Raw genomic sequence first — 22,765 nt, 5'->3', positions numbered from 1 at the left:
GATTGAACTATTGAAAGTTTTTCTCAAATTTAATTTTTATCTCGTTCAAACACAAATGTCCAATACTCCCCTCGTGCGTATGGGAAACCGTTTTATCAGGTTTAAAGTCACCTCCCAGGATGTCGCGACCCACTATTTTGTAGGCATCCCTGAAGGTTATCCCTGCCATCACCAGTTTATTGACCTCTTCAACGCTGTACAGGTAATCGTAAATGTCTTTCTCCATAATATCCTCTTTGACCTGTATGTGCCGAAGCATGAATTCTGTCACTTCAAGATTGTCTTTCAACGCATCAATGGCTTCCATGAAGTTCTCTTTGAGCAGTTGAAAATCACGGTGATACCCGCTGATAAGATTATTCGTGATCATCATAATCTCCGAAGGCAGGTTCTGGATCTTATTGCTTTTTGCCCTGATCAACTCAAACACATCGGGGTTTTGTTTATGAGGCATTATGCTGGAACCGGTAGTCAGCTCTTTCGGAAATCCTATGAAATTAAAATTCTGGTTCATGTACAGACATACGTCAGTCGCCAGTTTCGAAAGGGTTCCCGCCACTGAAGACAGTGCGTAAGCGGTCGTTTTTTCAAGCTTCCCCCGGCTCATCTGGGCGGCCACCACATTGTATTTCATGGTTTCAAACCCAAGGAGTTCCGTCGTCATGGTCCTGTTGATAGGAAAAGAAGAGCCAAAGCCCGCTGCAGAACCCAATGGATTTTGATCACTGATCTTAAAGGCCGCGTTCAGCAAAATGAGATCATCGATGAGACTTTCCGCATAAGCGGCAAACCACAAGCCGAACGAGGAAGGCATAGCCACCTGTGTGTGCGTATAACCGGGCATGAGCACATCTTTGTGCTGCTCGCTCAACCCGATCAATCTTTCAAAAAGGATGCGCACCAGGGCTTTTATATGCCATAATTCATCTTTGACATACAGGTGCATATCCACCAGCACCTGATCGTTTCGGGAACGGGCGGTATGGATTTTTTTGCCGGCTTCTCCTATCCTTTTCACCAGCTCAAATTCGATCTTGCTGTGCACATCCTCAAACTCGTCTTCGATGGTGAAGGTCCCGTCCTCGATCGTCTGACCAATCTCGGCCAGGCCTTTGAGTATATCGTTGAGTTCTGCTTCATTCAATATTCCGATGTGGTGAAGCATTTTGGCATGAGCGACATTTCCCTGTACATCATACGGGGCCAGCTTCAAATCCAGCACCCGGTCTTTTCCTACGGTAAATCGCTCTACAATATTATCCGTAGTATACCCTTTATCCCAAAGTTTCATGCGGTTATTTTTTTATAAAATCTGATCAAATATTTTTATATACCCTTCGATACCTTCCCTGATTTCTGCCAAATAGATAAATTCATTGGCGCTGTGGGAACGGGACGAAACGCCGGGCCCGATTTTTAAAGAAGGACAGTTCAAATTAGCCTGGTCAGAAAGCGTAGGAGAACCATAAGTTTTGCGTCCCAACCGAATCCCTGCCTGGACAATGGGATGATCCACAGGAATGGAGGAGGACTTCAACCGGAAAGACCGGGCCACCATCCTGCTTTGGGTATGCGCATCAATCACCTCGAAAACGGCTTCATTGGTATAGGCTTCATTCACGCGAACATCCACCACGAAATGACAGGCTGCCGGAACCACGTTATGCTGGGAACCGGCATCGATCTGAGTGACACTCATCTTTACTTTCCCTAATGTTTCGGACACTTTTGGAAAATGATAATTCCTGATCCACTGAATATCTTCCAGCGCCCGGTAAATGGCATTATCGGTATTGTCGTGCGCGGCATGGCCTGATATGCCCTCCGCATAACCGTCAATCACCAGCAGTCCTTTTTCGGCAATGGCTAGTTGCATTGCTGTAGGCTCCCCCACTACTGCAAAATCGATGGCCGGCAGATCGGACAATAGGCTTCGGATACCACGATCTCCTGAATTTTCTTCTTCTGCCGTTGCCGCCAGGATGAGGTTGTATTTCAACTCTTTTTGTTCGTAAAAATACACAAAAAGGGCCATCAAAGCCACCAGGCAGCCCCCTGCATCATTGCTGCCCAGTCCGAAAAGTTTGCCGTCTTCTACTTTTGCTTCAAAAGGATCATTGGTATAAGCTTGATTGGGCTTAACGGTATCGTGATGAGAATTGAGGAGTATTGAAGGTTTTAGCGGATCAAAATGTTGGTTGAGTGCCCAAACATTATTCCCGGAACGATGAAAGCGAATGCCGAAATCCTCCAGCCACCGACTGATCAGCAGGGCGGTCTGGTCTTCTTCCCCTGAAAAGGAAGGAGTACGGATCAATGCTTTGAGCAATTCCACCGCCTTTGGAAATAAAAAGTCCGTATTCATATTACAACGTTAAAGTAGTAAACAACCGGTTCCCGGGTTTAAGCACTTCGGGGCTGCCGATGGTCACCCTGTAAACTTTTTTTTCCAGGGCATGAAAACAATTTTCCATTTTGGGAAGCATGCCTTTGTGTATCGCGCCGCTTTCCTTCAGTTCCCGGTAACGGGCCGTATTGATGTGCGGGATGACCGATTCATCATCCTCCACATTTTCGAGTACACCTTTTTTTTCAAAACAATAGATCAGCTCCGTTTCAAAATGGCCGCTCATTCCTATGGCCAGCTCCGAAGCGATGGTATCCGCATTGGTATTCAGCAGATGGCCCTTGCTGTCGTGGCTTATGGCACAAAAAACGGGAGTGAATCCTGCATCCAGAAAAAGCCGGATGGAAGGTACATTGACCGATTCGATATCGCCTACCCAACCAAAATCTATGGGGTTTACCGGTCGCTTTGAAGCCCGGAGGCATTCGGCGTCGGCACCGGAAAGGCCTATTGCGTTGCAGCCTTTCCCCTGTAAACCGGCCACTATTTTTTTATTGATCAAACCGGCGTAAACCATGACCACAATATCCAGATCCTCAGAGGTGGTAATCCTTCTTCCGTCAACCATTTGGGTTTCCACCCCGAGTTTTTTACTGAGCTGAGTAGCCAGTTTCCCGCCTCCGTGAACCAGGATTTTTGGTCCTGTCAGCAGGGCAAAATCAACCAAAAAATCTTCCAGTTTTTGAGGATCATCGATGATGTTGCCCCCTATTTTAACGATGCGGAGTTTATTTCCCATGCTGAAGCATTTTGAGTAAAACAGTTTGTGCGGCAAAAGTTCTGTTATTGGCTTGTTCCAAAACCAGGGAATCCGGGCCGTCCAACACCTCATCGGCAACCACCACATTTCTCCTGACGGGAAGGCAATGCATGAATTTTCCGCTATGGGTCAAATCCATTTTCTGATTGGTCATCATCCAATGGTTATAACCTTTTCCTATGCTTCCGTAATTTTCATAGGAAGACCAGTTTTTGGTATAAACAAAATCCGCACCGGCCAGGGCTTCCTCCTGGTGGTGTAATACTTTAACGCCCTTGGTAAACTCAGGGGACAGGTCAAATCCTTCCGGGTTGGCTATCACCAACTCAACTTCTGAGCGGGCCATCCATTCTGCAAAGGAATTGGCTACCGCCTGGGGCAATGCCCTGGGATGAGGCGCCCAGGTCAAAACAACTTTCGGTCTTTTGACGGTCTTGAGTGTTTCAATGGTAATCAAATCCGCAAAAGATTGGAGCGGGTGCAAAGTGGCGCTTTCGAGGGAAATGACAGGAACTGTTGCATTTTGAATGAATTTATTGATCACTTCCTCCTGGTAATCCTCCTCCCGATCTTTGAGGGAGGCAAAAGTCCTGATGCCCAAAATATCACAATATTGGGAAATAACCGCTGCCGCTTCCTTGACATGCTCCTGGCTGCCCTGGTCCATCACGGTACCATCAGCCATCTCCAGTGCCCATCCATCATGGCTGAAATTCATCACCATGATATTCATCCCAAGATTCATGGCCGCTTTCTGGGTACTCAGCCGGGTACGCAGGCTCGGGTTAAAAAAGAGTAATCCCAGCGTTTTATTTTCACCATAGGTTTTATAGCCAAAAGGATTTCCTTTGACTTCAAGGGCCAGTTTCAGCAATGATTCCAGGTTGCCGGCATCTTTTACACTGATGAATTTTTGCATTTTTTCAACTTATAATTATTCATAGAGATTTGATGGAAATTGATCCCTTATTTCCTTAACAACGCCTCAAGTGCGGTGATAAAACCGTTGAGTTCTTCAAAAGTGATATTCAGCGGAGGTAGTATTCTCAACAAATTGGGATTGGAGGCCGAGCCGGTAAAAATCCGGTGTTCAAAGAGCAACCGTGAGCGCAACTCCTTGACTGAATAATCAAACTCTACGCCCAACATCAACCCGCGACCTTTGATCTTTTTAATGCCCGGCACCTGCTTCAAGGCCTCAATGACCCTTTGGCTCACCTCGCTGACATGGGCTTCCAATTTCTCTTTTTGAATGATTTCGAGCACAGCCAATCCGGCAGCGCAAGCCAGGTGACTGCCTCCGAAGGTAGTACCCAGCATGCCATAAGCAGCCTTGATCTCAGGGTGGATCAACACCCCGGCAATGGGAAATCCATTACCCATGCCTTTCGCCACAGAAATGATATCGGCCCGGATGCCGCTGAACTGGTGGGCAAAGAATTTGCCGCTGCGCCCGTACCCGCTTTGGATCTCATCGAGGATGAGCAAAGCACCGTATTGCTTACAGGTTTTTTCGAGAAAGCGCAGATAATCATCCGTTGGCATGTCTAGCCCACCGACGCCCTGGATGCCCTCGACGATGACCGCCGCGACATCATTTCCTTCCAGGGCCTTTACCAACTGAATTTCCTCATTCAGTTCAATAAATTCCACTGGAAAATTATCTCGATTCAAAGGCGCTGAGAGCGATAGATTATCGGTAATATTCAAAGCGCCCGAAGTACGCCCGTGGAAACTGCCGTTAAAGGCTACTATTTTTCTTTTGCCGGTATGGAAAGAAGCGAGCTTGATGGCATTTTCATTGGCCTCGGCCCCGCTGTTGCAAAAAAACAGATTATAGTCAGGATAACCGCTTTGTTTCGCCAGTTTTTCGGCCAGGGCATCCTGCAGGGGCATGTTGATGGAATTGGAGTAAAACACCAGGATTTCAAGCTGTTGACCTACCTTTTTTACATATTCCGGGTGACTGTGGCCGACGGAGATGACCCCATGGCCGCCGTAGAGGTCAAGGTACTCCTGGTCTTTCTCGTCATAAACGAAAACACCATTGCCCCGCGTCAGGGTGATGTCAAATCTTGGATATACATCAAATAAACTCATGGCTAAAAATAGTTGGGTTTAAAATCCAGTCCGGTGCCCTCATCGATCCCGAACTGTAAATTCATGTTTTGAATGGCCTGGCCGGCCGCGCCTTTCAGTAAATTGTCGATCACAGAGGTGATCAGCACCTTCCCGTCAATCTTTTCCACCTGAAGCAGGCAGTAATTTGTGTTGACCACTTGTTTCAAATTGATGCCCGTATCACTCACTTTTGTAAAAAGGGCATTACGGTAAAAATCCTTATACAGATCGTTCAATGCTTCTCCGGAAAGATCACTTTGGGTATAAACCGATGCAAAAATACCGCGGGTAAAATCACCACGATAAGGCAGAAAGTTCAGATCATGGCTGAAATTTTCCTGCAGGCATAACAGGCTCTCGCGAATCTCCCCAAGATGCTGGTGGTTAAAAGCCTTGTAAATGGACAGATTGTTGTTCCTCCAGCTGAAATGAGTGGTATCCGTTGGCTTTTGCCCCGCTCCGGTAGAACCGGTAATTGCATTAATATGCACCTCGTAATTCAATAACCCGTGAAAAGCCAATGGTAATAATGCCAATTGGATAGCCGTCGCAAAACACCCGGGGTTGGCGATATACCTGGCTTGTTTGATCTTTTCTCTGTTCAACTCCACGAGGCCGTATACAAATCCCTTCCCCTCAAACCGGGCGTCGGCCTGCAACCTGAAATCGTTACTAAGGTCGATGATCCTGGTTTTTGTCGAAAAGGTATTTTCCGACAGAAATTTTGACGAATGCCCATGGCCCAGGCATAAAAAGACCACATCCACGTTGGGATTGACCTGATCGGTAAAGACGAGTTCAGGATACGGAAACAAGTCTTCATGGATGGTAGCAGCTTGCTTTCCGGGGCTGGAATGGCTGTACACAAAATCGATATGGACTTCCGGGTGACGGACCAGGCACCGGATGAGTTCTCCGGCCACATATCCGCTGCCTCCTACAATGCCTGCTTCGATCATTTTTTCTGGTTTACATGTTGAAAGATCTGCATCGGGTTGGCCAGGATCTTCGTAAATCCTTTCACATCCTCGCCCGACCAGTTTTTGTTGATTTCACCGTATTCTCCAAAAGAGGAGTTCATCAGATCGTGCGCTGATTCAATTCCCTGAACCACAAAACGATAGGGGTGCAGTGTTACAAAAACCTTACCTGATACATTTTCCTGGGTATCTTCCAGGAAGGTTTCAATATTGCGCATGACAGGCTCCAGGTATTGGGCTTCGTGAATAAACATACCATACCAGCTGCCCAACTGTTCCTTCCAGTGTTGCTGCCATTTCGATAAGGTATGCTTTTCAAGGGTATGATGCGCCTTGATGATGATGGTCGCTGCAGCAGCTTCGAAACCTACGCGGCCTTTGATGCCAATGATGGTGTCCCCCACATGCACATCGCGCCCAATGGCGTATTTTGAAGCGATGGCTTCCAGTCTGTTGATAACCTCAACAGGATCCATGCGATCTCCGTTCAGGCTGCACAATTCACCTTTTTCAAACCCGATGGTGACGGTCTGAGATTCGCTAGTTTCCAATGGGCTGGGAAAGGCGGACTCGGGGAGGGCCTTGTGTGAAGTCAGGGTTTCTGACCCGCCGACACTGGTACCCCAGAGTCCTTTGTTGATAGAGTATTGTGCCTTTTTCCAGTCGACCTCCACCCCGTGTTGTGCTAAGTAGTCAATCTCCTCTTTCCGCGACAATTGCAAATCCCTGATGGGAGTGATGATCTCCATTTCAGGAGCGATCACCTGGAAAATGAGGTCAAAACGAACCTGGTCGTTCCCTGCTCCGGTACTTCCATGAGCAATGTATTCCGCGCCGATGGATTTGGCGTATTCCGCCAGGGCGATCGCCTGGTAGATTCGCTCGGCACTTACCGACAGCGGATAGGTATTATTTTTCAGGACATTGCCATAAATCAGGTACCTGACGATATTTTCGTAATAAGCCTTTGTTTGTTCGAGAGTCACGTGGCTGGTGACTCCCAGGTTGTGGGCTTTTGACTCTATTGCCTTCAATTCATCCGTAGAGAAGCCCCCTGTATTTACAATGGCTGAATGGACTTCAAACCCTTTTTCGAGGGTTAAGTATTTTACACAAAAAGAAGTATCCAGTCCGCCGCTGAATGCCAGTACTAATTTTTTATTTTGCATCTTTAAACCTTTTGCTGCTGATCGAAAATTGGGGAAGTTTTTGCTGTACGCGCTCGCGGCGTTCCTTGATGAAGCCTTTAAAGTTTTCCCAGGCTTTTTTCTTGCTTTGTTCGGTTTGCATTTCAGGAACCTTGCTCAGATCGCATACCATTCCCGTACAAAGGCACATGGATTTGTTGGTACGCTGGAGAATATCGTAATTGGCACAACTCTGGCAACCTTTCCAGAAGGTTTCGTCCTGGGTGAGTTCGGAAAAAGTCACCGGTTTGTAACCCAGTTCGGAATTGATCTTCATCACGGCCATACTGGTGGTGATCCCGAAGAGTTTGGCATTGGGGAATTTAAGCTTGGACAAATTGAAAGTGGCTTTTTTAATCGCCTTGGCCAGTCCCGTATTGCGGTAATCGGGATGTACAATAAGGCCGGAGTTGGCGACGTATTTATGGCCTTCCCAATTTTCGATGTAACAAAAACCGACCACTATTTCTCCGTCCAGAGCAATAACAGCCTTACCCTCCGACATTTTTTTACGAATGTATTCAGGATCTCTTTTGGCAATACCGGTGCCGCGGATTTTCGCCGCAGCCTCCATCATGTCGCAAATGGGAACAGCGTATTCATAGTGGCTTTCATCAGCCATTTTGACTAAATATTGCATAAAAAGGAAATTTACTTTTTACGAAAAATGAAGAATAATTAAATGAAAAAGGATCGAGACTACAGAGCGCATAGCTCCGCATACAAATATTACGCCCTAAGGCGTCTATACCTTAAGGTACAGTGTCTTAAAGCGTCACTCAAATCGAGGCTAAAGCAGCCTGGTGATTGTTTGAGCTTAATATGATATGTATTTTGTTTTTCCATTAGAGGGCGCAAATGTATAGGGTATTTACACCAATGGCAAGTGCGATTTTAACTTTTTTTACAATTTCTAATGGAAATTTTCCTTTTTAGGCGTCCTTCTTGCCCCAAAAACAGGTTTATATATCCTCGACAATAAAAACAGCATTGTTGTTGGGGTCGTAGAAACCAAATTCATGGGTACCCCACGGAGTATTCATCCTCAGTTTTTCCCGGCCTACCGTACCTCTTTTTACAAATTCCTCAAAAACAGGCTCTATATTTTTCACAAAAATGCGGGTCACGGAACCACCCAACAAAGGATCTTCCGCTGTATCGGCATGCCATTGAAGGAAAATAGAAAGTTGCTCTCTTTGAAGCCCCGCAAACATATGGTCTCCAAAAACAAATTCGAAACCGGTATGCTTTGCATACCACTGGAGGTCTCTTTCAATATCGGATGAAGGGAGGACCGGTACGGTGCTCAGCCATTCTGTTTTTTCTTTCATAATTATACTTATCGGGTGATCGTAAAAATGGAAGAGATGATTGTTTGGAAGTTATCTCAACAAGCATCTCTTCCCTGTTTCAATTTTGTTTATAGGTTTTGGCCTTTACTCTTCAAACACGGTACGTCCCACTTTGTTTTTGAGTGGGGGAACGGTTTTGAGATATTGGTAAATCGCCCGCGCTTCCAGATCCGTCAGGTTTGTAAAAGGCACCATGGGATAACGCAGAGCTTCCTCTCCATCCTTCAAGCCATATTTTACGGCTTTCACAAACTGCTCTTCTGACCATTTGCCGATACCTGTTTCTTCATCCGGGGTAATGTTTTGAGTTTTTATGGCTTTTCCCTCCAGGTTCAGCATGGTGTTTCCGCCGCCCATATACCCTTCGCTCAATTCAGGATTCAGCATATTCATGGTTTTGAAATCAGCGGAATGGCAGGTATAACAATCGAGGTTGTGAACGAGGTATCTTCCCAAAGCCAGGGTTTCTGTGGTATCCGGAAGCGGAATGGTTTTTGTCGGATAAGGCAACGGTTTGAATGCTATCCGGCACAAAAGTTTGGTCAGGAAAGAAGGTTGGCTCAGCGGAGCAATCGTAGGATCGGCCGCCACAATGGGATCATCAGAATGCAGGAAAGAAATGATCGCATGAAGGTCCTCATCCGCCATATTGGGCAGTTTGGCCATCCATGGAGGTGCGTATTTCCCGTCGCGTTTGATGCCCGTCCGGAGCAGGTAAAGGAGTTCTCCGTCGGTATAAGTTCCAATGCCATGCTTGGGATCCTGTGTAATATTTGCGGAATAAATGGTTCCGAATTCCGGAGGGGCATCCGTCATCTGTTTCCCGGTAAGTTTTCCGGTTGTTGAACTCATGTGACAATTGGCGCAAAGCAGGGAAACCAATTTTTGTCCCCTGGCAATGCTTTCAGGAGTGGACTGAACCTTGATGTCAATTTTACCCGGCTCATAAGAAGGGATGCCACTTGAATTGATATAAACAAAACCTCCCAGTGCAACGAGGACAATGACACCGAGCAAAATGCCCACGATTTTTAATGCTTTTTTCATAAGTTAAAGATTTATGTGGTAATTAAGTGTTACAAAATCAATGGCAATGGAATGGCATTTCCAATCATCATTGAATATGCCTCCTTTCCGTTAACACCAGGAGCATGAAAAAGCAAAAAATATTTTTGTGTTATAAGGTTTGTTCAGGTAGAACGGTAAGTTGCCTGTGTAATGAAGTCAGAAAGTTGAATGTAAGGTAATTACGCATTAGAGAGGAAAATGCAAGTACCTGTTTAAAGTAGTATTTTGTTTTCTGAGATTGAAAGTACATATTATTTTTTATTTCAAAAAATTTGCCCGATTTTAATTCTTATTAAAGCCTGTTTCCAGAAAAAGTAACAACCAGGCAAATTTTTGTCGTTTCTTAAGCCGGTTTGCTAAAAAGTATACCCTATGTGCAAGGTTGCAAACATAGTTATCGGCGCAACGTCGTACACTTCACTACCCAATTGATTTGAATCCGAAATTTTTGTCGTATAGCCAATTCCTGCCCAGGGTTTGAAATAAAGATTAAATTTAAAGGGCCTGAATACATACCCGGCGTACCCCATAAAAAGTAAGTTGGAAAACTGTTCACTCCCCTCAAGGATTTCCAGATCGATTTTATATTCCTGGAGGCCTGCCTGTGCGCCGACAAACCATTTTCTGTTGACTTCAGCGAAGTGATATTCACCAAAAAGGCCGAGGCCTTTGTCCAACCTGACGTTCCAGCCTTTATCCCTGTTGTTTTTATTGAAGTTAACAAGGGCCGCAGGCATATCCATTGCATAAATTCCAAGCCCTAACAAAAGGTGGTCAGAAGATTTGGGCTGCACCCGTAAATGGAGGGAATACCCTTTCGCCACAAAGGTGACCGGGTCAATCTCCAGTGAAAATTTGGTTTGCTGCGCCGCTGACTGAAATGAAGTCATCGCGGTAATGACCCAAAAGGCCATGATGGATGTTTTTAATTTTGAAGTCATTGTTAAAAATTTTAAATAGTTATACATTGTATTTTGAATATATAGTTAAGTTTAAAAAAATTTATTTTCCCATCTCTTTCAAAATGTCATCAATGGTTTGCTGAGCAAGTGCTTGTTTCATATCATCTTCCGCCTTTCTAAATATAGTGGTCAAAAATGCCTGAGCTTTATCGGGTCTTTTCCCCTCTGCGAGGATATTGAAGGATGTCTGAAATAAGGTTTTGCCTTTTTCAACCGCATTCATGATATCTAAAACGGTAATTTTAGAAGGATCCTTTGCCAGCCTTATTCCTCCCTGTTTGCCTTCCTTGGTTTCTATGATCCCGGCGGAGCTGAGCCCCTGTAATATTTTGACCAGGGTAGGCTTGGGGATATTGAGTATTTTTGAAATAGCCGCTGTGGAAAGAAATTCAAACTGTTCCTGACGAATTTTATCAGAAATAAAAATAACCACTAAAATGGCTTTGGAAAAGGATAGCGAATAACTCATACTTGATATTTTAAATATAACGTATGCAAATTAAAGAGTAATTTTTAGAACTTCCAAATTTTAGGAGTTTTTTTTTTCGACAAACAATAAAAATGCTGCCCCCTATTGCTCCTGCTGTAGTTCGACGATCTGGTTGAATACCTTCCTGGCATTAGGAATCAGCTCCAACACAGGAGTTAGGGGTACTCCCGGCAATCTATTCAAACTAACAGACTTAGCATTGTAAGGATTTCCTGCCCCGATAGTGATGGTTCCGCTGCCGTCTGTTTTTTCCGTAACTTGAATATCCGCCAGCGTTTTGATTTGGAGAGATTTAACGGTTTTGCTATAAATACCCGATTTGATAATGATCCTGGTGTTGGTGATCCCGTACACCGTATTGGCCCGTTGAGCGGCCTCAAGAAAAAATCGTCCAAACAACAAATAGAGCCCGATCACTACAAAAGGGATCCCAAACAGTGCAAAAATCCCCCCTCCTTCTGAAGCTCCATACATCCAGAATATAGCGAAGCCGCACCAAAAGATACTGAAAGGGATGAGGAAAAGATCGCCGGAATTGAAGAGTATGCCCTTTTTCGGTGTGCCGGTCCAAAGCAGGGATTCGCCCTGGTTCAGATGCTGCCGCAATTCATTTTGAAGATTTGTGACCATGTTAATTGTATTTTGGAAAAGTGCAAGAGATTTAATTTATTTTTTCTTACTTTTTTTTGTCAGGTTTTCTCTCACCCGAAAATCAACCATCTCACGAATGAGATCCAATGGCAGCGACTCGTTTAAGGGAAACCGCACCGTTCCTTTGCTGAACGGATAGTCGGATAACTTGTCTTTAAAAGCCCTGATGCCCGATGCGGTGGGATAAAAGCCGATATGGTTTTTATATCCTGCGAAATACACCAGCATACCATGGTATTTGAAAGCCGGCATGTTGTAGCTAATGCATTCCATTGCCTCGGGAGCTGCGCTGCGGATGGTCTCCCTGAGTTCCTGTAACATTTGCTGAACAGTTTCAGGGAAGGATAGGATGTACTCATCTATATTAATGTGAATAATTTTACTGGCATCCATATCTTTTAAAAAATACTTAATTTAAGATAACATAAAGCAGTCGGTTGCTTAAGTAAAGATAATTCAATTGTTCCATTTTATATTTCATGTTCAGTTCTATTAATTTGATCCTGCTTTCCAGGTATTTCTCCTGGCGTTTGTTGATCAAAAATACAGAACTCTCCCCGAAAAGGTTTTTTTCATACTCAGCCTCTAGCAACGTCAAATAACCATCAATGTTTTTTTGCTGCAATTGCAACTGCTGCAAAAGGATTTGCTGCTGGTTCAAACTCGCTTTTATTTTATTCTCCAGCACATTACGCTTATCCAGGATGTCATATTCTACCTCCTGTATTTTCAACCGGCTTTGCTGAAGTCCGGCCCTTTCGCTTCTGAAAAACAAGGGCATTGAAAAGTCAATTCCCCATTTAAAATTGGCCGCGGAAAAAACAGGTGTAATCCCCTGACCGGAAGTGCCCAACAATGGATTGTATTTGACTTTGAGTTTGGGTTTGAGTTTATCTTTTTTGAGGCGTTGTTCGACCTCATAATATGCTTTCTTATTTTGTTTCTCGAGCAATAGAGGATGAACATTGACCAGATCAGCCATAGTTTGGCTATCCTCAGGGACAAAAACATTCTCCTCCTGGGACTCCGGCGAAGTGAGCAGTGGCAATTCCCCCGGCAAGCCATCCATCCAAAGATACTGTTCTAATTGCTGTTTGGATTTTACCAATAAAACCTCGTTCGCCTGTAGCTGTGCCTCCCTGTCCTGAAGAATCATCCGGGCTTCAAGGGTGTCGATGGCTGTTTTTTCCCCGTTTAGATAAGAGGTTCTGGTGGCCTCAAAATAAACAACCGCCAGATCAATCCCTTCCCTGATCACTTCCCGGGTAAAATAATCTTTTTGCCACAACAAGTAGGCTTGTGAAGCCTGGAAAAGCAGGTCATTCAAAAGGGATGCTTTTTGATTTTCTGCAATCTTTTGAAAAAATTCCGCTTTTTGTAAACCGGCTCTACGCTCATCGATCAATAAGCCCTGGAGTAAATTAGCTTTCACGCCAAGGCTCCAAAGGCCGTTCTCGTCGGTTTTATGCTCGGGATTCAAATAGACGCCTTCTGTATTTTCATAAGTGCCTTCAATTTCAATTCCATACCGAAGGGGAATATTTAACTGGTTGGAAAAGAGTCGGTAATAGTGTTTATCGTCAAAAAATTTATCGTTCCAGCCTGAAGAGAGCACAGGATCGAAATGTCCCCTGGCAGCCATCCATTCCGCGGCAGCAAAATCATCTTTCAATGCCGCCTGCCGGGCCAGAGGATGATTGTTCAGTACATATTCCGCAAACACGTTAAAAGACAATAAAGAGGAATCTGCCTGGGCAAAACCATTATGGAAAACGAGGAGAAAACAGATCAGACACACTGATTTCAAACACAATATTTTTTTCATCCCGGTGATTTACGCTTTTAGATCGAGCGACAAATTATCCAAAGTTTTGCCATGAGGCTTTGGGCTGCCATGCTCGTCCACGTTAACAAATACTAAATTGTCAATGATTATGATGATTTGTTTGGAAAATAAATTTCTGACGGTACAAGAAAAAGAAATCGAAGTCCGCCCAATAGATTTAAATCCCAGGCCAATCTCAATTACATCACCCTGTCGGGCAGAGTTTACAAAATTTATTTCTGAAATATATTTCGTCACCACGCTTTTGGAATCAAGCTTTGTCATTGAATAAATCCCTGCTTCTTCGTCTATCCACTTAAGCAGTGCCCCGCCAAATAAAGTATTACGAGCATTAAGGTCACCGGGTTTGATTAATTTCCTGGAATAAAATTTCATAGCTATTTTACAGATTTTATAGGAGCCTTTCGTTTAACATCCTGATTTTCTTCTTTTCCTTTCCGGTAAAAATCCGGTGGAAACCCGTTTAACTGCCTCCACACTTCGTACCATAAAGGCACGTCGTTCAGCAGGATAAAGGTATTGGCTCCTGCTCCGAATCTCAATTGTTCCGGCCAGGATTTTCGTGTTCCAGCGGGGCTTATTAACATCCTGTAGTGTCCATTTTCGCTGATAAACTGGTCGATAGCTGCAATTTCTCCGTCAAAAATACCTGTGGAAGATTCCGGCCAGCCACTGATTACTATAGCGGGCCAGCCATCAAAACGCAGGCGAACCTCATTACCTGTCTGCAACAAAGGAAGGTCTTGCGGTTTCACATAAATTTCTACTGCAAGATCATAAACAGCGGGCATGATGGTGGCAATATCGGTTCCTTCTTTGATGATCTCCCCAACGCCCTTTTTGAGGGTCTTGGTGATGTATCCCGATTGAGGGGCCGTGATGTAGTAGAAATTTTGGCGCAGGCTGTAATTACTCAATTGATTTTGAAGCTTGGAGGCAGCGGCTACGGCTTCCAGCCTGCCGGAAAATGCCGTTTGCCGGTCAGATTGTGATTTGGACAGTTTATCTGCATATTCGCTTTCGATGGCCGGCAACTCGATTTTTAAATTGGCATACTCATTTTTCTGATTGAGCAATTTATTTTCCTGGACGGTGACCTTGGCCTGGACCTCTTGTACTTTCAACTGTTTTTCCTGAAGTTCGGAAAGTGATTTCAGGCCTTTATCATAAAGTTCCTGCGTACGACTGAGCTGATTCAGGGCAATTTCATAATTTGCACGGTAAGCGTACAGATCAATGCTGTCGATTCTTATTTTATTCCGCGTTTGTTCGATTTTGTTCCGGGTCTGCAACAGTTTCAACCGGAGACCATCTTCCAGCGCCTCATACTGATTTTCGAGCGCTGTAACTTTATTGTCATAAACATCAATACTCTGTGATTTAGCCTGAGCCTGTTCCGTAGTGCGTTCAATAAGGTTGGGGTCAAAATACTCACTTTTGACCTCCGAAATATAAACGATAGTATCCCCGGCTTCCACAAAATCACCTTCCCGAACGTACCATTTTTCCAGTTTGCCGGAAATAACGGATTGGATGGCTTGAGGTCTTTGCTCCGGCGATCGGGTCGTTACATAACCTTTGGCTTCAATATTTTGAGTCCAGGGCAAAAACAAACTGATGACCAACCCGGCCAAAAGAACTATGCCAAGGTAAAGCGGAAATTTTTTGAAACTTTTTTTTCGCAACAACCGAAAAGCCTTGAACCGCTTCAGATCAACGAATTCCGCGATGCTATTTTCCGAGATATTCAGCATTTTTTAAATCTTATTTTTAAGTTCAAGCACCTGGTTACTCTTTGTCTTCCAATAGGCGTAATCCGCCACCACAATAACCGTCCAATTTCTCTCCGGATCCATGATATAATCAATGATTTTATTTTTCTCTTCATCGCTGACAAACTGTAGCGGGTCTTCCATCAACAACAGTATTGGGTCGCCGATAATCGTTCGGGCCACCAATAATTTCTGAATAAAACTTCTCGGCAACCTCCTGCCTCCTGAATCAATGGCACAGTCCAGTCCTCCGGGTTGTCTGACAATAAATTCTTCCAATCTCAGTAATCGGATCACTTCCAAAATTTTTCGTTCCGGCACCTCCCTTCCCATTAAAATGTTTTCACGAATAGTACCTTCAAAAAGCTGGTTGGAGGAAAAAGCCATTCCTGTTCTGTCGTACAATTGTTTTCTGGAATAATTATCCATGGGGATGCCATTGATCAGTATTTCTCCTCCATCCAAAGGATGAACCCCGGCGAGTAAATGCAGGAGCGTAGATTTTCCTGTTCCCGTTTCCCCGGCAATAACCACCCTGGCGCCGGCCGGAACTTTGAAGGACAGTTCATCAAACAACGATCGCTTCTCATCGGGATAAGTAAAACTAATATTCCGGGCTTCCACCTCAACGGGGCCTTTCGTCTCCATATTCAATTGCCCGTTTTCCTGATCCAATTCAAGGTCTGTAACGTAACCTATTTTCTCCAGCGCTGTCAAAACATCGTAAATGGTATCAATCACGCGAATGACCTTTTCAACCGAATTGATAATGAGGATGATCATGATCTCAGCGGCTACAAATTGGCCGATATTCATCTGTTCCTGGAAGACCAGCAAACCACCCAAAATCAATAATCCGGCTGCAACAAATACTTTGAATCCAATAAAATAACGGAATTGGTTGAGCAGTACTTTAAAATGATTTTCCCGGGCTTCTAAATATTTGTAGGTGATGTCATCCATTTTAATTAAATGCAACCCGTTGAAAGCATTTATCTTAAAACTTTTATTGATCCTGGCCACTTCTTCAAGCCAGTGGGCCAGTTGATATTTGTATTTACTTTCTTTGAGACTGGTCGCCAGGCCCTTGACACCCGTTATCCTGAAAATGACCCAGAGAATAAAAAAGAGAGCCAATCCAAGAATGATAAAATAAGGGCTGTAAATAGCCAGTAGAATTAATCCGAAAACGATCTGGAAAGAAGCCAATGAAAAATCGATCAATATCTTTGGCAACCCTTTTTGAATGGTCAGGGTATCAAAAAAACGGTTGGCCAGTTCCGGAGCGTGTATTTCATCCAGCTTCAAGAATTTTATTTTGGGAATACGGTAAGCGAACTCAACGGAAGAACGGGCAAAAATATCCTGTTGTATATTTTCGACGATACGCAACTGATAGACCTGGATGATGCCCGTAACGGCAATGCCTAAAAGCACAAAAATGACCAATAACACCCAGGAGGAGGTCACCTCCCCGGTTTGCAAAAAGTTGATGATGGCCTGTATTCCGAGGGGGAGAGACAAATTGACGATCCCGTTGAAGATGGCAAATGCATAAATTTGGCGCAACTGGTTTTTATACAACCGCAATAAACTCCAAAATCTGCGTACCGGCGTTTGATTCATAAAACTGTCTAAATTGATTTTTCTCTTATGTTTTATTAACAATGACAAGGGAATTTGGTTGCCCTTGTCGAATATTTCTTCGTTTTTACTGACTTCATAAAGTTAGGATAAATCAATCTTTTCCGGTTTTTCTGTCCACCTGATTTTTATCGTTCTCAACCTCGGCGTTTCCTGCACGATATCCGGCAGAATCTCAAACCCGTTTTTTCGATAAAAATCGAGCGGAGGCCGGTAGGTGATCCCGTTTTGAATCTTGTAGTCCAATGAATCGACGACCCAGCCATTGAGTTCCGAATGCCCTTCCTTGCCTTTCGCAACCAGTGCACTGCCATATCCTTTACCCTGAAATCCGGAGGATACGATCATGACGAACCATCGCTGGCCTTCCCGGTCAAACGTAAAAAACCATCCTTTGATCACGCCCGCTTCATCGAGCATAAAAAGATGGCAATGATTCGTCACTCCTGCCAAATACTTTTCAAGATCCTCCACTCCTCCCATACGGATGGTGGTGACAAATTCAGCATTCCAAAGGGCAATGATTTCCTTTTTTTGAAGGGCTGAAAGTGTTTTAGTCGTGAGGTATTTCATTATTTTTTGAATATGAAGTAAACGGCCAGCACTAAAAAAATGAACCCGATCAAATGGTTGACTCTGAAGGTCTCATTTTTAAAAACCAAAAGAGTAAACACCATGAATACGATGAGGGTAATCACCTCCTGAATCACTTTTAGTTCCACCAGGGAAAAAGGACCGCCATTGGCTTTAAAACCGAATTTGTTGGCAGGCACCTGGAAACAATACTCGAAAAAGGCAATGCCCCAGCTGATGAGGATTATGGAAAACAATCCCAACTTGTTGAACCATTTCCACTCGGCAAATTTCAGGTGGCCGTACCATGCAAAGGTCATGAATGAGTTTGAAAGGATCAAAAGCCCGATCGTTAAAAGGTGCTTCATCAATTTAGATGGCGTCTATTTTTGTGTCAATTCAATTTTTTCCGAAATCAGGCTCGTTTCCGTCAGGGACTGAATATTGTAATAGCTGTCCAGCACCAAATGCAATGGGGTGCCCGAAGTGCTCAACGTATCCGGAGAAAGTTTTTCTTTTTCAATGTAAGTCCTGGATTCCCGGATCAAATCATCAAATGCCTTCTTTTTATTCTCAAGGAATTTACGCTGCTTTGCGGTAATGGTTTCGTATTGAGGATTGTAGATAAGCCGCGCACTGTATAAGCCTTCTTCACAAAACTCCAACCCTGCCAGGTTGATGAATACACTATATTTTTTAGATCGTTCTCCGGGCGGAATGGAAACGATGTCATAATGCCTGAGATGAACGGATTTTGGATAATCCTGAACGGGGGCCATCATTTCAACCTCCTCCTCACATGGGGTTTCGATATTGAGCTGTAAGTTATAAGGTTTTTGTTTTTCGCCTATGTAACGGATGCCCTGAAAGGCATAGTGTTCCAAAAAATGGTTATACCCGGGTTTCACCATGACCAAAGTATCCTGGCTGTTATTTTCTATAATAATATCCAATCCCAATTTTGACGACCCGGTTTCATAGGTTCCTTTTTCAAGAATCAAGCGATATTGCTCCTGGCCCGTAGCAAAAAACGGGATCAGGCAGGCCAGTATTATGATTTTAAAGTGATCATTCTTTAGCATGTTATTAGTGTTTATAGATTAAGCTTTAACCACGGCAACAGCTGCTGAGCTGGCTTTGGTTCGGGAAAGGGATTGAATGATATTGTCATTATCCCAAATGGTATGCATCAGGGATCTCGGAGGTTGGCGCTGTTCCGTTTCTATGCCTTCTTTTTCCATGAAATCTGCGGCCTCTCCCATGATTTCATCAAAGGCATTTTTCCGGAGCTCAATCTGTTGTTTCTGTTCTTTTGTAATGGTGGTGAATTGGGGATCGTAAGCTATTTGAACGGTGTATTGGGCTTCAGGACAAAACGTTTGTTCGGCGGCAAAACTCGCTACAAATTTTTTGGATCGTTGTCCGGGATATAGTGTAACCACATGGAAGTTGTACAAATGAAATAATTTGGTCGGTTCATTCGAAGAATAGGTGACTTCCTCATTCGCGCAAACTCCTTCCTGTTTTAAGGCCAGTTGATAGGGTTTTTTGACCTCTCCGACAAAACCCAGGTCTCCGTGATTCAAAAAATTTCCTTCGAAATGCCCGGATTGAGGTTGAATGACAAATAAAGTGTCCAGCCCTTTATTCTCCAAATATACTTCTATCTGAAAATTTCTTTGCCCCTTTCTAAACGTTGCCTTTTCTAAAATCAATTGCAGGTTTGACCCTTCCTGGGCCAAAACAAAACAGGGCAGTAGCAACAGCCATGCCACATTTTTAAGTCTTTTATTAATCATCCCTAAATTTTGTTCAATGTTTCTTTTGTAAATGCATTTATCGTATCCCCTGTATTTAAAGTCCCCACAGGCTCGAAAAGCATCACCGACACCTCTTCTTCGGCCACCGGCCGGTGTTCTATGCCTCTTGGGACAATATAAAACTCATTGGGGGCCAAATGTACGACTTTGTCTCTGAATTCGAGTTTGAGTTTCCCACTCACCACATAAAATAATTCATCTTCCTCCTCGTGTTTGTGCCAGACGAATTCGCCTTTAAGCTTGGCCAGCTTGACATATTGCCCGTTTAGTTCACCCACGATGCGCGGGTTCCAGTGGTCAGAAAAAAGGGATAACTTTTCGGGCACATTTACTTTTTCCATTCATTTTTATTTTTTCCAGCTTTGTAATTCAATGATATTTCCGTCGATGTCACGGGCATAAACGAAGACAAGGGTCCCGGCACCGTCGATCTCTGTTTCCACCACCTCGCCCACCATCGACCCTCCGTGGGCCAGCAAACGATCCAGCCATTCCGAAACGTTTTCAACCTTAAAAGCAATGTGTCCAAATCCCTTCGTATTCGGTACCGATTCGGGGCTTTCTATGTTGGAGATGTATTGAAAAATTTCAAGCGTCGGAAGATCATTTTCGTAACCAGGAAGGGCCAGGTGAATCCCTTTGAGATGTGCATCACGGATGCCGGTAGCACGATCCAGCCATTTCCCTTTCAGATCCCTTTCCGGGAATAAAGGTTTACAGCCGAAGACGTTGATGTAAAAATCGGCCAGTTTTTGCCAGTCGTCAGTAATAAGGTTGGTGTGGGCAAATTGGATCATAGGCAGGTTCAGTGGATGAATAGGTTAAACAAATCCTTTACCTAAAGGACTTTCCTTTATTTTTCCAAAATCAGGTTGTCGATCCATTCATTTAACTGTTTCAGCACACTCCGTCCTTTTTCATCGGCCGAAATGATCTTTTCACAGTGCCGACAAAGATAATTGATCTCGATCGAATTTTTCAGATCCCTGATATCAACCGTAAAATCAAACACGCAACCCCGGGTAGCTTCATGAGCTTCCAGCCCGGGAATATGGAGGGCGTAGATCAGCATTCGCTGTATGACCCTGATGATCATCGACTGAATGGATTCAGGGTCGGCGTTAAAAATTTGTTCGATCTTGCCGTGGCTGATGACGATGCCGTTCCGGTCCCTGTTGTTCCAGCTGTAGAAGTTGCCCGGCAGGTAAAAAGAAGTAATGACCAGGTCAATGGTGTTCTCTTCCTTTTGTTTTTGAGGAAATTGCCTGACTTTTTCAATGACGCTGTTCACAAAAGCCAGTTTGGAATCAAAATGCTGTACACGGATATCCTTTTCCAGGTCCGGGCTACCCGACCATAAAGGCCAGTTGATGATTTCAAATTCGAAAATATGCTGACGGGTATTCTGACGGATGATCGCCTTCTTCAATTCAGCAACCTCAAAATCACAGGCAAAAAAGTAAACCTTTACATAATAAACCAACGGATCATCCACAACATTTCCGGACATTTCTTCCTCTATTTCACGAGCCACATTTATCAAAGCCTTATTGATGTTATTGCCTTCCACATTGGCTACTTCCCGGGTAATCCCTCCTTCCTGGAATTGCTTTTCGAGGGTATTTAACCTGGCCGATTGAAGAATGATATGATCGTGTTTGGGGCTTCCTTCCAGAAAATTTTCCAATATGGAAATCGCGTCCTTTGTATGGCCGAGACTCAATTTCCTGCGAACATCATTAATGACAAGCTGGGTTTCCATAATTTATATTTTTAGTCAACACCATTAGGGAAATGTAAAACCTGCCTTCAGACCTAGAGAGGCAGGTTTAAAATGATAAACCTGCAAGCTCCGCAGGAAGGCTGATTCAAAATGATAAATTATTAATTTTCAATGACTTACAAGATCAAAAATGTCGATTTGTTTTTTTAACGGTTCATTTTCTTATGATCCTTCTTCATGTTTTTTACCATTTTACCAAAAGCCTTGTCTCTTTTGCGCCGCTCGGCAACAGAGGATTCAAAACGGGCCTTCTCGCGTTCCAGCTTGAGAAAATTTTCATAGGCATCCTCCTCTATCTCCCCTGCCTCAACCGCTTCAATCACGGCACAACCGATTTCACTGGTATGAGTACAATCCTTGAATTTGCAATTTTGGGCCAGGGCTACAATATCGTCAAAAGTCTCTTCCAGACCACTGCCGGCATCAGCAATGCCCACTTCACGCATCCCCGGGTTATCGATCAGGATCCCGCCATTTTCAAGCAATACCAATTCACGGTGGCTCGTAACGTGCCTCCCCTTGGAAGAACTCTGGCTAATCTCATCCGTTTTCATGAGCGTTTTGCCGGAAAGATTATTCATCAGGGTGGATTTCCCCACACCGGATGACCCCAACAGGCAATAGGTCTTGCCCGGCTCAATGAATTCCATGAGCGTTTCATAGCCGGATTTTGTCTCATTACTGATCGCCACAACGGGCACGCCCCTGATCCTGGCCGTGATCCGTTCCAAAAGATCATGCTTTTCGGCCTCATCCACCAGGTCTGTTTTATTGAGCACGATGATAGGCCGGACTTTGGATTCATAACACAATGTCAGGTACCTTTCCAGCCGGTTGATGTTAAAATCCCTGTCGGCCGTCTGGATGAGAAAGGCAAAATCAATGTTGGTGGCAATGATCTGCACTTCCCCAAAATGACCAACCGCCTGCCTTTTTATGGTGGAATACCGGGGAAATATCTTGTGGATAATCGCGAGGTCATCAAAGACGCTCAGCGCCACCCAATCGCCAACCGCCGGAAAATCCTCACGGCTTTGAGCAGCAAAACGCATATTCCCGGTAATTTCGGCATCCAGTTCTCCTTCGGCAGTGCTCACGATATACCGTTCTTTGTGTTCCTGGGATATCCTTCCGATCTCAAAATCCTCAAGCTTATTCTCTTTCCGGAAAGTCTCCATCCTCTCGTTGTATCCAAGTTCATGCAATCCCATGATTGAAAGATTTAGAGGGTGATTCCGCTGACTTTGATCATTGGCAAAGCCAGTGATGATTAAAAATTTTTGGTAAATTACCTCATTTATACCTTAAAAGCAAGTGCAAAAGCGAGGCAAAAATCGGTGCTCTTGCCT

At 44.2% G+C, this 22,765-nt stretch carries 26 protein-coding genes; all 26 read right to left on the bottom strand.

Annotation, left to right across the window (positions count from 1 at the left end):
- Positions 1-7: 7 nt before the first annotated feature.
- A complete protein-coding gene (gene argH, locus H6571_16025) occupies positions 8-1,291 on the bottom strand; it encodes an argininosuccinate lyase (protein ID MCB9325250.1) in 1,284 nt (427 codons plus the stop codon).
- Between the two features lie 12 nt (positions 1,292-1,303).
- Positions 1,304-2,365, bottom strand: a complete 1,062-nt coding sequence (locus H6571_16020; protein ID MCB9325249.1) for a M20 family metallo-hydrolase — start codon at positions 2,363-2,365, stop codon at positions 1,304-1,306.
- 1 nt (position 2,366) lies between these two features.
- Positions 2,367-3,146 (bottom strand): acetylglutamate kinase, encoded by a 780-nt coding sequence (argB, locus tag H6571_16015; GenBank protein ID MCB9325248.1) that lies wholly within the window; start codon positions 3,144-3,146, stop codon positions 2,367-2,369.
- Positions 3,136-4,086, bottom strand: coding sequence for an N-acetylornithine carbamoyltransferase (locus H6571_16010; GenBank protein MCB9325247.1), 951 nt, complete (start codon positions 4,084-4,086; stop codon positions 3,136-3,138). The genes argB and H6571_16010 overlap by 11 nt, the downstream gene beginning before the upstream one ends.
- A gap of 47 nt (positions 4,087-4,133) precedes the next feature.
- Positions 4,134-5,267, bottom strand: coding sequence for an aspartate aminotransferase family protein (locus H6571_16005; GenBank protein ID MCB9325246.1), 1,134 nt, complete (start codon positions 5,265-5,267; stop codon positions 4,134-4,136).
- 2 nt (positions 5,268-5,269) lie between these two features.
- Positions 5,270-6,247: an N-acetyl-gamma-glutamyl-phosphate reductase gene (locus H6571_16000; GenBank protein ID MCB9325245.1), complete on the bottom strand. Its 978-nt coding sequence runs from the start codon at positions 6,245-6,247 to the stop codon at positions 5,270-5,272.
- Positions 6,244-7,437, bottom strand: a complete 1,194-nt coding sequence (argG, locus tag H6571_15995) for an argininosuccinate synthase (protein MCB9325244.1) — start codon at positions 7,435-7,437, stop codon at positions 6,244-6,246. Before argG ends, H6571_16000 begins: the two co-directional genes overlap by 4 nt.
- A complete protein-coding gene (locus tag H6571_15990; protein ID MCB9325243.1) occupies positions 7,427-8,095 on the bottom strand; it encodes a GNAT family N-acetyltransferase in 669 nt (222 codons plus the stop codon). Before H6571_15990 ends, argG begins: the two co-directional genes overlap by 11 nt.
- Before the next feature lie 322 nt (positions 8,096-8,417).
- Positions 8,418-8,786: a glyoxalase/bleomycin resistance/extradiol dioxygenase family protein gene (locus H6571_15985; protein MCB9325242.1), complete on the bottom strand. Its 369-nt coding sequence runs from the start codon at positions 8,784-8,786 to the stop codon at positions 8,418-8,420.
- A gap of 105 nt (positions 8,787-8,891) precedes the next feature.
- Positions 8,892-9,854: a c-type cytochrome gene (locus tag H6571_15980; GenBank protein ID MCB9325241.1), complete on the bottom strand. Its 963-nt coding sequence runs from the start codon at positions 9,852-9,854 to the stop codon at positions 8,892-8,894.
- A 377-nt stretch (positions 9,855-10,231) separates the two neighbouring features.
- Positions 10,232-10,816, bottom strand: coding sequence for a hypothetical protein (locus H6571_15975; protein ID MCB9325240.1), 585 nt, complete (start codon positions 10,814-10,816; stop codon positions 10,232-10,234).
- Between the two features lie 61 nt (positions 10,817-10,877).
- Complete coding sequence (locus H6571_15970) at positions 10,878-11,306, bottom strand: Rrf2 family transcriptional regulator (GenBank protein MCB9325239.1); 429 nt, start codon at positions 11,304-11,306, stop codon at positions 10,878-10,880.
- Positions 11,307-11,408: 102 nt separating this feature from the next.
- Positions 11,409-11,957: a PH domain-containing protein gene (locus tag H6571_15965; GenBank protein MCB9325238.1), complete on the bottom strand. Its 549-nt coding sequence runs from the start codon at positions 11,955-11,957 to the stop codon at positions 11,409-11,411.
- A gap of 36 nt (positions 11,958-11,993) precedes the next feature.
- On the bottom strand, positions 11,994-12,371 hold the full coding sequence (locus H6571_15960) for a DUF1801 domain-containing protein (protein ID MCB9325237.1): 378 nt from the start codon (positions 12,369-12,371) through the stop codon (positions 11,994-11,996).
- Positions 12,372-12,387: 16 nt separating this feature from the next.
- The gene (locus tag H6571_15955) at positions 12,388-13,785 is read right to left on the bottom strand and encodes a TolC family protein (GenBank protein ID MCB9325236.1); all 1,398 of its coding nucleotides are present in this window, start codon (positions 13,783-13,785) and stop codon (positions 12,388-12,390) included.
- A 27-nt stretch (positions 13,786-13,812) separates the two neighbouring features.
- Entirely contained in the window at positions 13,813-14,199 is a 387-nt protein-coding gene (locus H6571_15950; GenBank protein MCB9325235.1) for an acyl-CoA thioesterase, read from the bottom strand.
- A gap of 2 nt (positions 14,200-14,201) precedes the next feature.
- Complete coding sequence (locus H6571_15945; protein ID MCB9325234.1) at positions 14,202-15,578, bottom strand: HlyD family efflux transporter periplasmic adaptor subunit; 1,377 nt, start codon at positions 15,576-15,578, stop codon at positions 14,202-14,204.
- 3 nt (positions 15,579-15,581) lie between these two features.
- On the bottom strand, positions 15,582-17,222 hold the full coding sequence (locus tag H6571_15940; protein MCB9325233.1) for an ABC transporter ATP-binding protein: 1,641 nt from the start codon (positions 17,220-17,222) through the stop codon (positions 15,582-15,584).
- A gap of 102 nt (positions 17,223-17,324) precedes the next feature.
- Positions 17,325-17,813 (bottom strand): GNAT family N-acetyltransferase, encoded by a 489-nt coding sequence (locus tag H6571_15935; protein MCB9325232.1) that lies wholly within the window; start codon positions 17,811-17,813, stop codon positions 17,325-17,327.
- Positions 17,813-18,181 (bottom strand): DMT family protein, encoded by a 369-nt coding sequence (locus tag H6571_15930; GenBank protein MCB9325231.1) that lies wholly within the window; start codon positions 18,179-18,181, stop codon positions 17,813-17,815. The genes H6571_15935 and H6571_15930 overlap by 1 nt, the downstream gene beginning before the upstream one ends.
- A 15-nt stretch (positions 18,182-18,196) precedes the next feature.
- The gene (locus H6571_15925; GenBank protein ID MCB9325230.1) at positions 18,197-18,895 is read right to left on the bottom strand and encodes a hypothetical protein; all 699 of its coding nucleotides are present in this window, start codon (positions 18,893-18,895) and stop codon (positions 18,197-18,199) included.
- An 18-nt stretch (positions 18,896-18,913) separates the two neighbouring features.
- Positions 18,914-19,612: a hypothetical protein gene (locus H6571_15920; protein ID MCB9325229.1), complete on the bottom strand. Its 699-nt coding sequence runs from the start codon at positions 19,610-19,612 to the stop codon at positions 18,914-18,916.
- Positions 19,613-19,614: 2 nt separating this feature from the next.
- The gene (locus tag H6571_15915) at positions 19,615-19,974 is read right to left on the bottom strand and encodes a cupin domain-containing protein (protein ID MCB9325228.1); all 360 of its coding nucleotides are present in this window, start codon (positions 19,972-19,974) and stop codon (positions 19,615-19,617) included.
- Positions 19,975-19,980: 6 nt separating this feature from the next.
- Complete coding sequence (locus tag H6571_15910) at positions 19,981-20,430, bottom strand: VOC family protein (protein ID MCB9325227.1); 450 nt, start codon at positions 20,428-20,430, stop codon at positions 19,981-19,983.
- A 56-nt stretch (positions 20,431-20,486) separates the two neighbouring features.
- Entirely contained in the window at positions 20,487-21,395 is a 909-nt protein-coding gene (locus tag H6571_15905; protein ID MCB9325226.1) for a hypothetical protein, read from the bottom strand.
- Between the two features lie 167 nt (positions 21,396-21,562).
- Positions 21,563-22,627 (bottom strand): ribosome small subunit-dependent GTPase A, encoded by a 1,065-nt coding sequence (gene rsgA, locus H6571_15900; GenBank protein MCB9325225.1) that lies wholly within the window; start codon positions 22,625-22,627, stop codon positions 21,563-21,565.
- Positions 22,628-22,765: the final 138 nt, after the last annotated feature.

Source organism: Lewinellaceae bacterium (assembly GCA_020636105.1).
In the GTDB taxonomy this organism is placed as follows: domain Bacteria; phylum Bacteroidota; class Bacteroidia; order Chitinophagales; family Saprospiraceae; genus BCD1.
The sequence above is the reverse complement of the archived record's forward strand: the minus strand, read 5'-3'. Positions and strand labels throughout refer to the sequence as shown.

Bases quoted from the DNA above. Each gene is read 5' to 3' on its own strand.
- H6571_16020 (MCB9325249.1), bottom strand. From the start codon at position 2,365: ATGAATACGGACTTTTTATTTCCAAAGGCGGTGGAATTGCTCAAAGCA.
- rsgA (MCB9325225.1), bottom strand. From the start codon at position 22,627: ATGGGATTGCATGAACTTGGATACAACGAGAGGATGGAGACTTTCCGG.
- argH (MCB9325250.1), bottom strand. From the start codon at position 1,291: ATGAAACTTTGGGATAAAGGGTATACTACGGATAATATTGTAGAGCGA.
- H6571_15905 (MCB9325226.1), bottom strand. From the start codon at position 21,395: ATGGAAACCCAGCTTGTCATTAATGATGTTCGCAGGAAATTGAGTCTC.
- argB (MCB9325248.1), bottom strand. From the start codon at position 3,146: ATGGGAAATAAACTCCGCATCGTTAAAATAGGGGGCAACATCATCGAT.
- H6571_15925 (MCB9325230.1), bottom strand. From the start codon at position 18,895: ATGCTAAAGAATGATCACTTTAAAATCATAATACTGGCCTGCCTGATC.
- H6571_15975 (MCB9325240.1), bottom strand. From the start codon at position 10,816: ATGACTTCAAAATTAAAAACATCCATCATGGCCTTTTGGGTCATTACC.
- H6571_15910 (MCB9325227.1), bottom strand. From the start codon at position 20,430: ATGATCCAATTTGCCCACACCAACCTTATTACTGACGACTGGCAAAAA.
- argG (MCB9325244.1), bottom strand. From the start codon at position 7,437: ATGCAAAATAAAAAATTAGTACTGGCATTCAGCGGCGGACTGGATACT.
- H6571_15950 (MCB9325235.1), bottom strand. From the start codon at position 14,199: ATGAAATTTTATTCCAGGAAATTAATCAAACCCGGTGACCTTAATGCT.
- H6571_16005 (MCB9325246.1), bottom strand. From the start codon at position 5,267: ATGAGTTTATTTGATGTATATCCAAGATTTGACATCACCCTGACGCGG.
- H6571_16010 (MCB9325247.1), bottom strand. From the start codon at position 4,086: ATGCAAAAATTCATCAGTGTAAAAGATGCCGGCAACCTGGAATCATTG.
- H6571_15940 (MCB9325233.1), bottom strand. From the start codon at position 17,222: ATGAATCAAACGCCGGTACGCAGATTTTGGAGTTTATTGCGGTTGTAT.
- H6571_16000 (MCB9325245.1), bottom strand. From the start codon at position 6,247: ATGATCGAAGCAGGCATTGTAGGAGGCAGCGGATATGTGGCCGGAGAA.
- H6571_15915 (MCB9325228.1), bottom strand. From the start codon at position 19,974: ATGGAAAAAGTAAATGTGCCCGAAAAGTTATCCCTTTTTTCTGACCAC.
- H6571_15990 (MCB9325243.1), bottom strand. From the start codon at position 8,095: ATGCAATATTTAGTCAAAATGGCTGATGAAAGCCACTATGAATACGCT.
- H6571_15970 (MCB9325239.1), bottom strand. From the start codon at position 11,306: ATGAGTTATTCGCTATCCTTTTCCAAAGCCATTTTAGTGGTTATTTTT.
- H6571_15985 (MCB9325242.1), bottom strand. From the start codon at position 8,786: ATGAAAGAAAAAACAGAATGGCTGAGCACCGTACCGGTCCTCCCTTCA.
- H6571_15965 (MCB9325238.1), bottom strand. From the start codon at position 11,957: ATGGTCACAAATCTTCAAAATGAATTGCGGCAGCATCTGAACCAGGGC.
- H6571_15945 (MCB9325234.1), bottom strand. From the start codon at position 15,578: ATGCTGAATATCTCGGAAAATAGCATCGCGGAATTCGTTGATCTGAAG.
- H6571_15920 (MCB9325229.1), bottom strand. From the start codon at position 19,612: ATGATTAATAAAAGACTTAAAAATGTGGCATGGCTGTTGCTACTGCCC.
- H6571_15935 (MCB9325232.1), bottom strand. From the start codon at position 17,813: ATGAAATACCTCACGACTAAAACACTTTCAGCCCTTCAAAAAAAGGAA.
- H6571_15980 (MCB9325241.1), bottom strand. From the start codon at position 9,854: ATGAAAAAAGCATTAAAAATCGTGGGCATTTTGCTCGGTGTCATTGTC.
- H6571_15960 (MCB9325237.1), bottom strand. From the start codon at position 12,371: ATGGATGCCAGTAAAATTATTCACATTAATATAGATGAGTACATCCTA.
- H6571_15930 (MCB9325231.1), bottom strand. From the start codon at position 18,181: ATGAAGCACCTTTTAACGATCGGGCTTTTGATCCTTTCAAACTCATTC.